Source organism: Brevibacterium sp. VCM10 (assembly GCF_000583215.1).
GTDB lineage: Bacteria > Actinomycetota > Actinomycetes > Actinomycetales > Brevibacteriaceae > Brevibacterium > Brevibacterium linens.
In genome coordinates, this window is sequence record NZ_JAJB01000029.1 from 47,796 (window position 1) to 60,521 (window position 12,726).

10 protein-coding genes are annotated in these 12,726 nt (G+C 67.1%); 3 read left to right on the forward strand and 7 right to left on the reverse strand.

Annotation, left to right across the window (positions count from 1 at the left end; all coding sequences use genetic code 11):
* Window positions 1-76 precede the first annotated feature (76 nt).
* From AD89_RS0108800 to AD89_RS0108820, 5 genes are all read right to left on the reverse strand, one after another.
* Window positions 77-2,173 carry a cytochrome b/b6 domain-containing protein gene (locus tag AD89_RS0108800; protein WP_025778231.1) on the reverse strand — a complete coding sequence of 699 codons (2,097 nt, stop codon included), beginning with the start codon at window positions 2,171-2,173 and terminating at the stop codon, window positions 77-79.
* Window position 2,174: 1 nt separating this feature from the next.
* Window positions 2,175-3,155: an electron transfer flavoprotein subunit alpha/FixB family protein gene (locus AD89_RS0108805; RefSeq protein WP_025778232.1), complete on the reverse strand. Its 981-nt coding sequence runs from the start codon at window positions 3,153-3,155 to the stop codon at window positions 2,175-2,177.
* A gap of 13 nt (window positions 3,156-3,168) precedes the next feature.
* Complete coding sequence (locus AD89_RS0108810) at window positions 3,169-3,945, reverse strand: electron transfer flavoprotein subunit beta/FixA family protein (RefSeq protein WP_025778233.1); 777 nt, start codon at window positions 3,943-3,945, stop codon at window positions 3,169-3,171.
* 129 nt (window positions 3,946-4,074) lie between these two features.
* A complete protein-coding gene (locus tag AD89_RS19295) occupies window positions 4,075-4,806 on the reverse strand; it encodes a PaaI family thioesterase (RefSeq protein ID WP_025778234.1) in 732 nt (243 codons plus the stop codon).
* The gene (locus tag AD89_RS0108820; protein WP_025778235.1) at window positions 4,799-6,745 is read right to left on the reverse strand and encodes an AMP-binding protein; all 1,947 of its coding nucleotides are present in this window, start codon (window positions 6,743-6,745) and stop codon (window positions 4,799-4,801) included. Before AD89_RS0108820 ends, AD89_RS19295 begins: the two co-directional genes overlap by 8 nt.
* A gap of 228 nt (window positions 6,746-6,973) precedes the next feature.
* Between AD89_RS0108820 and AD89_RS0108825 the strand changes: the two genes are divergently transcribed.
* Complete coding sequence (locus AD89_RS0108825) at window positions 6,974-7,426, forward strand: MaoC family dehydratase (protein ID WP_025778236.1); 453 nt, start codon at window positions 6,974-6,976, stop codon at window positions 7,424-7,426.
* Between the two features lie 109 nt (window positions 7,427-7,535).
* Here AD89_RS0108825 and AD89_RS0108830 read toward each other — a convergent pair whose 3' ends face one another.
* The gene (locus AD89_RS0108830; protein ID WP_025778237.1) at window positions 7,536-8,336 is read right to left on the reverse strand and encodes an enoyl-CoA hydratase/isomerase family protein; all 801 of its coding nucleotides are present in this window, start codon (window positions 8,334-8,336) and stop codon (window positions 7,536-7,538) included.
* A gap of 238 nt (window positions 8,337-8,574) precedes the next feature.
* On the opposite strand from AD89_RS0108830, the gene AD89_RS0108835 reads away from it, so the two are divergent.
* Together AD89_RS0108835 and AD89_RS0108840 are read left to right on the forward strand one after the other, a co-directional pair.
* The gene (locus tag AD89_RS0108835; RefSeq protein ID WP_025778238.1) at window positions 8,575-10,050 is read left to right on the forward strand and encodes an aldehyde dehydrogenase; all 1,476 of its coding nucleotides are present in this window, start codon (window positions 8,575-8,577) and stop codon (window positions 10,048-10,050) included.
* A 65-nt stretch (window positions 10,051-10,115) separates the two neighbouring features.
* Window positions 10,116-11,099, forward strand: coding sequence for an aldo/keto reductase (locus AD89_RS0108840; protein WP_051505175.1), 984 nt, complete (start codon window positions 10,116-10,118; stop codon window positions 11,097-11,099).
* 110 nt (window positions 11,100-11,209) lie between these two features.
* On the opposite strand, the gene AD89_RS0108845 is transcribed toward AD89_RS0108840, so the two are convergent.
* The gene (locus AD89_RS0108845; protein WP_025778240.1) at window positions 11,210-12,685 is read right to left on the reverse strand and encodes an aldehyde dehydrogenase family protein; all 1,476 of its coding nucleotides are present in this window, start codon (window positions 12,683-12,685) and stop codon (window positions 11,210-11,212) included.
* Window positions 12,686-12,726: the final 41 nt, after the last annotated feature.

The following is a 12,726-nucleotide window of genomic DNA, read 5'->3' on the forward strand; positions in this document are numbered from 1 at the left end:
TCTTCACTCACCGACACAGCAAAGCTCCGCACGACCTGTCGATCATGCGGGGCTTCGCTGATTCGAGCTGCGACGCCTACCTGCTCGAGACGCGCCCGAAGAGATTCGCGATCGGAGCCAGCAGCAACGGCCTGGCCGCGAACCACCCAGCCACGACCACGACCATCGCGACGAGGAACCAGATGAGCCCGGCCCAACCGAGCACATTCGTACCCGCGAACATGTACCCGAGATTCTGCCGCAGTCCGGTCGTGAACACGAGGAACACGTGGACGAGGATGAAGAACACGAAGAACAGCATCGTCGGGAAATGGATCGCCCGAGCCAACGGCGCCGGGTAGAACTTGTTCAGCGTCGCAGCATCCTTCGGCCACCACTCGCTCATCCGCACACCCGTGATCGCCGCCAACGGCGCCGCGATGAACACGACGATGAAGTACATCAGCTGCTGAAGCGCGTTGTAGTTGACCCACGCCTCTTCCATCGGCCATTCCATCGTCGCGTACTGCAGCATCGCCGAGACCGCGTTCGGGAACACTTCCCAACTGGTCGGCACGATCCGCGCCCAATGACCGGACACGAACAGCAGCACGACGAAGACGACACCATTGGCCAGCCACAGCAGGTCGAGACCCGTGTGCAGCCAGAGATTGATGCTGACCTTCTTCCCACCCTTCTTCGGAGTGTAGAACGCCGGCGGCTTCTGCTGGTGCCGCACCTGCAGACCCGACCGGATGATGAGCACCATGAAGAAGATATTGAGGAAGTGCGTCCACCGCACCCAACCCGGGAACCCGGGATCGACGAAGTCCGGGATGTGATACTCGCCCGGGTAGCGCTCGAGGAACTCCGGCACGCCCGGCAGGGTCGTGACCCCGCGGGCAGCGAGGATGAGGATCCCGGCCGCGACGATGAGTCCGCCGAGTCCCAGCCCGACGAGCTTGGCCCACTGTCCCAGCGACTTCGAACCGATCATGACCGGTTCCTTCATTGCCGCGGTCGTCGATCCGGATGACGTGGAGGCCGCCGATGAAGACGAGGCCTTCGCCGCCGGAGCAGCGGTCTTGGCCGCGGGTTCCTCCGCCGTCTTCGCGGCGGGCTTCTCGGTCTGCTTCGTCGCCGGCTTGTCCGCGGTGCGTGCCGCAGCCTTGTCGTCGGCCTTCGCGGCGGGCTTGGCCATCGGCTTGCGCTGAGCGGGCTTGTCCGCGGCATCGTCCGTGGATTCTGCCGCAGGCTTCCCGGCGGCAGCTCCCATGGGCTTGCGCCGGGCAGGTTTGTCAGCGGCGGTCGCAGCCGGCTTGTGCTCTGCCGAGGCGTTGGCGTCGGCCTTGTCAGCCTGCGGGGTCTCCCCGGGCCCGGAAGCGGAAGCCGCTGTGGTCGAGGCGGCGGAATCGGCACCGGCGGCGGCGCTCGGCCTCACGGCCGAAGCGGGCGCGAAGCCTTCCGGCGGCCACGGGTCTCCCCCGGCGACGCGGGGCAGACCGCGGCGGAGCGGAACATCGCTGACACCGTTCGGCGCTGCCGCGGACCCATCGGCTGCAGCTGCTGCGCCACCGGCAGCAGCTCCGGCTGCGGCGCCAGCACCTACAGCGACCGCCGCCTCAGCCGCGGATGTCGAGACGTCAGAGGTGTCATCGGCCGTCTCCGCTTCAGCTGGGGTACCGGAGCCGGCGTCGCTCGGGGCGTCCGCGGCTGAAGCCGCCGGCACAGGAGCTGCCGAGGCGTCCCCGGCTTCGCACTGAGTTGCAGCCCCGCCGGACGCCGCGGTGACGACGGCCTCGCCGACAGGTGGCCAGGGCTCGCCGCCCGGGACCCGCGGGAGACCCCGCCGCAGCGGCACAGTCCGCGACTCGACGGAAACGGAGCCGGAGGCATCCGATGCTGCCGGAACTGCCGCCTCGGCGGGCCCGGAGGCCTCGGGCTCCGCTGCCTCGTCAGCCACAGGCGCGCTGACCTCGGGGGCCTCCGGCTCGGCTGCGGCCGGAGTCTCGGACCCCGAGCCCACCGCTGCCGGTGCCTCGACGGGCGCCGTCTCGTCCATGGGCGCGGCGGCAGCCTCGGCGGATTCCGCCTTCTCGGGCGCGCCGGTGGCGATGACGCCCCCGCTGGGCCAGGGTTCGCCGCCGGGCACACGGGGCAGCCCGGCACGCACAGTGCTCGAAAAGGTGGACATGCTACTTCTTCCGTGTCTCGAGAGTCTCGATGGCCTGCGGCACGACCGTGAACAGGTCTCCGACCACTCCGTAGTCCGCGATCTCGAACATCGGCGCCTCCGCGTCCTTGTTCACGGCGACGATCATCTTCGAGGTCTGCATTCCCGCTTTGTGCTGGATCGCGCCGGAGATGCCGAGCGCCACATAGAGCTGGGGCGAGACCGAGACACCAGTCTGCCCGACCTGGTGCGATTGGGCGATGAAGCCGGCGTCGACCGCCGCGCGCGAGGCACCAACGGCAGCGCCGAGCACATCGGCGAACTGCTCGACGAGCTCGAAGGATTCCTCGGATCCGACGCCGCGGCCGCCCGAGACGACCTTGGCGGCACCACGCAGCTCCGGACGGGAGGAGGTCTCGACAGTCTCGGCGAAGGAGACGATACGGCCCGCCGGTAACTCCGAACCCTTTACAGTGAGGGACTCGGTTGCCATGGGTTGGGGCGAGGGTGAGGGATCGATCGCACCCGCTCGGATAGTGATGATCGCGGCACCGAAGGTGGGAGCGGCGGTGGCGTTGAAGCCGCCGCCGAAGACCGAGTGATGCGCGACGATGCCTTCGCTGTCGCGGGAGATCCCGATCGCATCGACGGCGACGGCGGAGCGGGAGCGCACCGCATAGCGACCGGCGAGATCGCGGCCGTCCGCGGAGTGAGAGATGAGGATCGCGTCGGGAGCCGTTCGCTCGACTGCTGCGGCCAGCGCGTCCACGGCGAAGGTGCCGATGGTGTCGTCGGGCCCCTCCGCGATGAGTGCGGTGCCGGCTCCGAGCTCTGCTGCCTCAGCAGCCGCCTTCTCGCCCTCCCCCTCTCCGGCGAGCACGAGGGTGACGGGAGTGCCGACGGAGGCCGCACCGGCGATGAGACCGCCTGCGGCCTTCTCGATGCCGCCGTCGGCGCGGGTGTTGAGAACGACCAGGATTGCGTCTTGCGGGTATTCAGCCATCTCGTTGTCTCCTTCAGGCCAATCGGTTCTCGAGCAGGAACTCGGCGAGATTGGTGCCGCCGTCCCCATCGTCGGTGATCTTCACGCCGGCCTCGCGCGGCGGCTTCTCCGCCACCGAGACCATGATGGAGCGGGAGGTCGAGGGATCGTCGGCATCGACGTCGAGGTCGGCGAGGGACACCACCTCGAGCGGCTTCTTCTTCGCCGCCATGATCCCCTTGAAGTTCGGGAATCTCGCCTCCGGCAGCGCCTCGGTGATGGAGATGACCGCGGGCAGATCGACCTCGACCTGCTGCACGCCGTCGTCGACCGCGCGCGTTCCGCTCACGGACCCACCGGTGATCGTCACCTCGCTCAGCCCCGTGGCGAGGCCGACGGAGAGGTGCTCGGCGAGCATCGCCGGGATCATCCCGCCGTTGCCGTCGGTGGACAGGTTTCCGGTGATGACGAGGTCGAACTCGGCCCTTCGGATCGCTGCGGCCAGGGTCTCGGCGGTGAGCCCGAGATCGGCGCCGATGAGTGCCTCGTCGACGATGTGGGTCGCCGAGGCGGCTCCCATCGCCAGGGACTTCCGAATGGTCGCCGTGGCGCCGTCCGGAGCCATGGACAATACGGTCACCTCGGTGCTGTCCTCGACGTCGGCGTGGGAGAGCGCAACTTCGAGTGCGCGTTCCCCGATCTCGTCGAGCACTGCCTCGGACGCTCCACGGTCCGCCAGACCGGTCTCAGTATCGAGCTGACGGTCCCCGTAGGTGTCGGGGACCTCTTTGACCAATACAACTATCTTCACCTTGAATTCCTTTCACTTCGTGCCGATTGCTGGCACACTGTCCCTGGATGTGGTCGCAGCCGCGGAGGCACGGCGGGCCCCGATTCGCTATGTGCGGCCCGCCTCACACCGTCCCGACAACAGAGGGCATCAGTCCTGCCAGCGGTCGCCCGGCTTCCAGTAGGGATTGACTCCGAGGATCTGGTCGTCGCGCAGCAGCACGAACACTGCATGCGACTCGACGAGCACACGTTCCGGGTCCGCTGCTGTCGCGATCGTCCCCCAGACACGGACCGAGCTCTCCCGCTGACCGGGCGCCGGCTCGACTGCCCCCGCCCGGATCACGAGCGGCTCGTCCAGCGGCAGCGGCCTGCGGTAGAGGACCTCGAGGCTGCGAGTCACGCGCGGGGTCCCTTTGAGCCGCGGGATCCGGGCGAGGACATCGTCGAGCAGAAGCGCGCTAACTCCCCCGTGCGCATGGGCCTTCGGTCCCTCGTACTGCGGCCCGAGCCGGCATTCGGCCACGACCTCCTCGGCCTCCCACCGGTAGCTCAGCGGCGGAGCGAGGGGATTGCCGATCCCGTGCGCGGCCGAGAACGCCTTGCCCGCTGTCTCCGCGCGGTCGAAGCGGGTGGACGCACCTGGTTCCCGCGGAGTCCCCCGCAGGCAGGCAGTGACGGCAGTCACCGTCTCGGTTGCCTCGGCGATGCTGTCCTCGTCGGCGTCGAAGCGCACGAGAGTGGCGCTCAGTTCGCGGATCGCGTCGGCGAGCGCGCGGATCGACGCCCGGTTTCCGGTCGCGATGCCCGCCTCGGCGCCGCCTTTCGTCCCATCGGCGAACTCGCGTTCGGCTGCGGCGGGGGCGGCGGCCTGCTCAGTCATCGTTCGCGGAGTCGTCGAGCACGGGGATGTCCTCGATCGGCGTCCCTGGATCCAGTGCCGAGATGTCGCCCACGTCACCGCCGAGAAACCGCGCCTTGATGATCCGGCGCATGATCTTCCCGTTCTTCGTCTTGGGCAGGGTGTTGACCGCGAAGACCTCGGGAGCGAAGCCCTTGCCTGCGTTCGCATTCGCGGTGGCCTGCAGATCCTCGGGCTCGGCCCCGTCGACGCCGAGCACGACGAAGGCGACTGCCCGCTGCCCCCTGGCTTCATCGGGCACACCGATGACGGCGACATCGGTGATCCTCTCGTCGCGCATCAGGGCCGCCTCGATCTCAGCGGGGCCGACCCTGCGACCGGAGAGCTTGAGCGTGTCGTCGGAGCGTCCGTGGATCATCCAGATCCCGTTCTCGTCGAGGCTCGCCAGGTCACCGTGCAGCCACACTCCCGGCCACCGGCTCCAATACGTGTCGAGGTAGCGCTGACGGGCACCCCAGAACGACTGGGTCATGCCGGGGAAGGTGTTGAGCACGACGAGCTCACCGATCTTGCCGGTGACGGATCTGCCGTCATCGTCATAGACGGCGGCCTGAATGCCGGGCAGTGCGCCGGTAAATCCGGCGGCAGCACTGGGCAGGAAGGAATAGGCGATGATGATGCCGCCGCCGATCTCCGTGCCGCCCGAATAGTTGATGATCGGTCGCCGCTTCTTGCCGACCTCTTCAAACAGCCACCACCAGGTGGACTCGTCCCAGGCCTCGCCCGTGGACACGAATGACTTCAGCGACGGCATGTCGGGGACCTCCCCGCCCGCCGACCGCAGTGCCCGGGCCGCCGTCGGAGCGATGCCCTGAACCGTCACGCCGTTGCGGACCACGACGTCCCAGAGCCGATTGGGCTCCGGATGCACCGGCAGTCCCTCGACCATGACGATCGCGGCGCCCAGCTGCAGCGGTCCCGTCATCAGCATCGGTCCGACCAGCCAGCCGAGGTCCGTGATCCAGGACACCACGTCATCGGCGGAGACGTTGAAGCCGTATCCGAAGTCGACGGCGGTCTTGACCGCGAATCCGCCGTGCGTGTGGACGATGCCCTTCGGCCTGCCCGTCGTCCCCGATGTGTAGACCAGAGCCAGCGGATCGTTCGCCTCGGTTCGGGCCGGTTCGACGGACTGAGGACTCTCCCCCAGTTCGTGCCAGTAGACGTCGCGGCCCTCCTTGAGCTCGACGTCGGCGAGGTGTCTCACAACGACGACCGTCTCCACGCTCGGCGCATCGGAGACGGCCTCGTCGGCCACGGACTTGAGGTCGACGACGCGGCCCCGCCGCGTGGTGCCGTCCGCGGTGACGAGGACTTTGGCCTCGGAGTCCTGCAGACGTGTGGCCAGTGCGTCAGCCGCGTATCCCGAGAACGTGGGGACGACGACGGCGCCGATCATCGCGATCGCGAGGTAGGCGACCGCGGCCTCGGGAACGACGGGCATGAACAGCACGACTCGGTCGCCTTTGCCCACGCCGAGGCGGGTCAGGTGAGCGGCGAACCACTTCACCTGCTCCGCGAGTTCGGCGAATGTCAGGGTCCGCCGTTGGCCGGAGTCACCTTCGTAGATGACAGCGGTCTTGTCCGCGAGGGGCCCGCGTGAGTGGCGCAGGGCGGCAAGCTCGGCGACGTTGACGATCCCTCCACTGAACCACCGCGGGAACTCCTTGCCCTCGGATTCGTCGAGGACGGCGTCGAAGTCTTCGGCGAAAGCGACGTCAAGGTCCTCCACCACCTCACGCCAGAACCATTCGGGATCGGTCACGGAGCGCTCATTCAGCTCGGCGACCGCCTCGGCGTCGTCGCCGAAGCCCCACCGGCGCATCGCAGCCACGAGCCGCGATGCGTCCTTGACCTCCTTATCGGGAACCCACGCGAACTCAAACTCTGTCTCGGCCATCTCTACGTTCTCCTCCTTGAGCCGGGCCCGGACGATGACCCGCGACCAGAATGCCGGCCAGGTACACCTGTATCGCGCCGGCGCATGTCACGGACCCCTCCGGCGATCGTGATCCTCGCCACAGACTATTTTGTAATATTCTATATTTTCTTCCGCTTTCGAGCAACCTTCACGGTTGCAGAGCGGGTATAGTGCGACCACATGCACAGCAGCGAAGAAGGAGTCGCCATGCGAGAACTCAAGGGAATTGCCGCGGTCGAAGCCGCAGTCGGAGAGGAACTCGGATCATCAGAGTGGATGACGATCAATCAGGGGACGATCGACGCTTTCGCCGAGAGCACGGGCGACCGTCAGTGGATCCATGTAGATCCACAAAGGGCGGCTGCGGGTGCCTACGGGTCGACCATCGCACACGGATTCCTCACCCTGTCGCTCATCCCGAAGTTCTCGGCCGAGATCTTCGCCATCGAAGGTGTATCGATGCGCGTCAACTACGGTCTCAACAAGGTGCGGTTCCCCCAGCCCGTACCCGTCGACTCACGAGTCCGGGACACCGCAACGGTCAGAGAGGCCGTCCGCGGCACCTCGGGGACTCAGGTCATCATCGGGCATGTCATCGAGATCGAAGGCACAGACCGCCCGGCCTGCATCGCCGAGATGGTGCTTCTCCTCGTCGAATGATCCCGCGAGCCGGACCACCGGGGCCCGCCGGGGCGGAAGAAATGGCCCGGCAGGTTGCAACGCAGGAACGGGCCGCCCGCAATCCCAACGGGCCGGACCGTGCTGACAGTCAGTAGGCGCGAGAGCGAAATTCCGGATCCCTTTTCTCCCGGTGACTGCCCACGCCCTCCTGAACGTCGGTCCCGCCGAATCCGTAGAACTCGTAGCCCAATGAGGCATCAAAGATCGACCAGTTCTGGCGATACCAATTGTTCAGCGAATGCTTCGTCATCTGGATTGCAGGGGCCGAGCCAGCGGCCAGCCTCACGGCGATCTCGAGCGCCTTCTCCTGCACCTGCTCATCATCGACGGCGAGTGATACCATCCCCATCCGTTCCGCCTCCTCGCCGGTCAGCACTTCATTGAGCAGGAGGTGATACTTCGCCTTGGGCATTCCGGCGAACAGGGGCCATGTCAGCGCAGCATTGTCCCCGGCGGCGACGCCGAGGCGGACGTGCCCGTCGACGATCTTCGCCCTCCTGCCCGCAACGCTGATGTCGGCCAGCATCGCCGTGACCAGACCGGCCCCAGCCGCGGGTCCGTTGATCGCCGCGACGAAGGGCTGCGGGAGTTCAATGAGGTTGCGCACGAGTTCGCGCGCTTCCCTGAGCACACGGGTGCGGGAAGCGTAGTCGTCGACCATGTCATCGACGAGATCGAAGCTGCCTCCCGCGGAGAACGCCCGCTCCCCCTCGCCGCGGATGAGCACACTGCGCACGGACTCGTCCTCGGCGATGCGGGCGAAGAGCTTCGGCAGCTGCGAGTGGCCCCGGGGACCGACGGCGTGAAGGTTGGGACCGATGAGCTGAATTCTCAGCACACCGTCGGACGGGCGGTCGATTTCGAAGGAGTCCAGGTCCTCGTAGCTCATTGCGCTCCTTTGCCTCTGCGCGAGGGCGAGCCCCTCACGTCATCTCGGAAGGCCGCGGTCACGCGGCACTGTCCCGACTATATTAAATATCGCCACGTTTGTCTGCAGCGCGACGAGGGGACGCAGTCGTGAGCAATCCCAGCCAAGTCTGGTTTGACGATCAAATATCTTATAAAATTGATAATGACGCTCACCCGAGAGGCATCCGTGCCCTGACAACGAAGCAGAGGTCATAGCAATGAGTACACCAACCACCATCTCGCCCGTCGACAAACTCTTCGTCGGCGGAGAATGGACGTCGCCGGCGTCGTCGAAGCGCATCGACCTCGTTACCCCGTCCACCGCCGAGGTCTTCACCACGATCCCCGATGTCACCGAGGCCGATGTCGACGCGGCCGTGCGAGCCGCGCGGTCCTCATTCGACTCCGGCGTCTGGCGCAAGAAGTCGCTCGACGAGCGCATCCAGGTCCTCAGCAAGGTCAGCGAGCTCCTCGGCGAGCGCATCGACGAGGTCGCGGGCATCATCACCACTGAGATGGGCAGCCCGATCACCCTGTCGACGAAGATGCAGGCGATGGGGTCGAAGATGCTCCTCGACGCTCTCATCGAACTCGCTCCGCAGTACCAGTGGAGGGACACCCGCAAGCACGCCACGGGCAATGCGCTGGTCGAGAAGGAGCCCGTCGGAGTCGTCGCGGCGGTCGTGCCGTGGAATGCTCCGCTGCAGATCAGCATCATCAAGCTCACGCCCGCGCTGCTCGCCGGCTGCTCGGTGGTCCTCAAGCCGACCCCGCAGACGGCGCTCAATGCCTTCTTCCTCGCCGACCTTCTGTCGCAGGCTGGACTTCCCGAGGGAGTGCTCAGCGTGCTGCCCGCCGACCGTGAGGTGAGCGCCTACCTGTCCAGCCATCCCGGTGTCGACAAGGTCTCGTTCACCGGCTCCACCGCGGCGGGACGCAAGGTCGCAGCCCAGTGCGGCAACGATCTGCGCCGGTGCACCCTCGAACTCGGAGGAAAGTCCGCTGCGGTCGTCCTCGCCGATGCCGACCTCGATCAGGTGATCCCGGCGATCCGAGCCCTTTCGCTGCGCAACACCGGTCAGGTGTGCAGCAACAAGACCCGAATCGTCGCCGCTCGCTCGATCCGCGACGAGCTCAACGACCGTCTGGCGGAGATGATGCGGTCGATGCCGGTCGGCGATCCCTTCGACCCCGACGTCGAAATCGGCCCCCTGGCAAGCGCCGCGCAGCTCGAGCGCGTCCTCGGCTACATCGAGTCGGGCAAGTCCTCCGGAGCAGGTCTGCTCCTGGGAGGCGACCGCCCGAGCGACCTCGGCGCCGGCTACTACGTGTCGCCGACGGTCTTCACCGATGTCGACCCGAATGCGAAGATCGCACAGGAGGAGATCTTCGGACCGGTGCTCACCACGCACTACTTCGACACCGAGGAGGAGGCGATCGCGATCGCCAACAACTCCGATTACGGCCTCAACGGCTCGGTCTTCTCCGCAGATGTCTATCACGCCCTCGACGTCGCCCGGGAGATCCGCACTGGCACCGTCGAGGTCAACGGCAACGGCGGCGGCTTCTACGCCCCCATCGGCGGGTTCAAGAACAGCGGAATCGGACGCGAGGCCGGCCTCGAGGGCTTCGACGCCTATGTCGAGATCAAGTCCTATGGCCTGCCCGCCGAGGTTGTCGACACCTTCGCCTGAACCCGATCACAACCGTGCGCCCCGGGACGAGAAGAGTCCCGGGGCGCACGGACGAATGGAGGACCATGACAGACTCGAATCGCACCGGGAGCACCCCGCTGCGCACAACCTCACTGGGATCGCTCACTGTCAGCGCCGAGGGCCTCGGCTGCATGGGCATGAGCGAGTTCTACGGCGATGCCGACTGGGATTCGGGCATCGACACGATCCGACACGCCCTCGATCAGGGCGTCACCCTCATCGACACCGCCGATATGTACGGCTCCGGCCACAACGAGGTCCTCGTCGGCCGGGCGATCGCCGGACGCCGGGACGAGGTGCAGCTGGCGACGAAATGCGGCATCGACCGGTCTCTGGGCGACGACCATCGTGTGATGCGCGGTGAGCGCGCCTATGTCAAGCGCGCGTGCGAGGCCTCGCTCCAGCGTCTCGGCGTCGACCACATCGACCTCTTCTACCTCCATCGTCCGCCGCAGACGGCCGAGATCGAGGAGGCCGTCGGCGCGATGTCCGAGCTCGTCGCCGAGGGGAAGGTCGGACATCTCGGGCTCTCCGAGGTCGACGCCGACATCCTGCGCCGGGCCGATGCCGTCCACTCGATCGATGCGGTCCAGAGCGAATACTCGCTGTGGACCCGCGATCCCGAGGATCTGGCTCCGGTGCTCTCCGAGATCGGTGCGGGCCTCGTGGCCTACTCCCCGCTCGGACGGGGCTTCTTCACCGGTGCACTCGATCTCGAGGCGCTGGCCGATGACGACTTCCGTGCGAAGCAACCTCGGTTCGCCGGGGAAGCGGGCCGGGCCAATCTCGAACTCGTCAGGGTGGCGGAAGAGATCGCCGAGGCGCACTCGACGACTGCGGCGGCAGTGTCCCTGGCCTGGATCATGGCCCAGGACGACCGCCTCGGCGTGCCCGTCGTCCCGATCCCGGGCACGAAGCGTCGCGAACGGCTCGAGCAGAACGCCGCCGCGGTCGGCCTCGAACTCGGAGCCGAGGAGATCGCGCGGCTGGACGCCCTGGCTCCGCAGGTGGTGGGCGCCCGCTACTGATTTCGCCGACAGAGATCAGAGCACGACAGAAGGGCTCGTGAGGCAGTTGCCCCACGAGCCCTTCTCCGTCCCCGCGGGCGCCGCCACCTCCGGCGGCGCCCACGCTGCGCTCAGTCGAGGTTCATATAGACGGCCTTCGGGTAGAGGTAGCTCTCGACGTGCTCTCTGCCGCCCTTCCAGCCGTAGCCGCTCATCTTCGTCCCCCCGAAGCCGATCGAGGGGTCGAGGACTCCGTAGCAGTTGACCCAGACGGTGCCCGCGTCGATGGCCTTGGACACCTTGTGCGCGGTGCCGAGGTTCTGCGTCCACAGGCCTCCGGCGAGACCGTAGGGCGTGGCATTGGCGAGGCTGATGGCCTCCTCCCGATCGTCGAAGGGGATGATCGTCGCCACCGGCCCGAAGATCTCCTCCTGGGCGATGGTCAGCTCGTTGTGGGCCCCGGCGAACACCGTCGGCTCGACGTAGTAGCCGCCGAATCCCTCTCCCTCGATCCGTTTCCCGCCGGCGACGAGCTCGGCCTCGCTCGACCCCACCTCGATGTAGTGCTGAACCCTCTCGAGCTGCCTGGCCGAGATCAGCGGTCCCAGCTGGGTGTCGGGCTCGAGACCGTTGCCGACCCGCACGGACTTCGTGAACTCAGCGATGCGTTCGACGAATTCGTCGTGGACCTTACGCTCCACGAGGATCCGCGTCCCGGCCACGCACACCTGCCCGCTGTTGGTGTACACGCCCATCGCTGCTCCCGGCACAGCCTTGTCGAGGTCGGCGTCGGCGAAGACGATGTCCGGGGACTTCCCGCCGAGCTCCATCTGCAGGCGCTTGAGGTTGCCCGCCGAGGCGCGCACGATCGTCTGCGCGGTGCCGACGGACCCGGTGAAGGCGATCCGGTCGACGTCGCGGTGCTCGGCCAGCGCGCTTCCCGCCTCGGCGCCGGTGCCCGTGACGACGTTGACGACGCCGTCGGGGACCCCGGCCTGACTCATCAGCTCGACGATGCGCAGCACGGACAGGGAGGCGTCCTCGGCGGGTTTGAGCACGGCCGTGCATCCGGTGGCCAGCGCCGGCCCGAAGATCCACCACAGCCCGATGAGCGGACCGTTCCAGGGGATGATCCCGCCGACGACGCCCACCGGTTCGAGCGAGCGCAGTGTGACGAAGTCACCGGGGAGGTTGTTCGGCGGCGAGGACAGCGTCGCGGCATCGGTCTGCGAGGCGAAGAACTGGAGGACCTGCGAGGTCCATTCCCGCAGTCCCTGCGTCCTCGCCAACGGCGCGCCCATGTCGAGGGTCTCGATGAGCGCGAGCTCGTCGAAGTTCTCGAGCAGGACATCGTGGACCCTGAGCATGAGCTGCCGCCGCTGGTGCGGTGTCCAGGTGCTCCACTCGCCTTCGAAGGCGGACCGTGCCGCGGCGACCGCCGCATCCATGTCCGCGCTGTCGCCGGCAGCGATGGAGCCCATCTCCCCTCCCGTCGCCGGGTTGATCACGGGCAGAGTCCTCCCGGAAGCGGCAGGCGTCCACTGTCCGCCGATGAAGTGCCCGTGCGAGCGGGTGGCGAATGCCGGTGTCTCGTGCGTGATTGTCATAGTCGTTCTCTCCATTCCATGATTCGTCTCAGCGGCCGTCC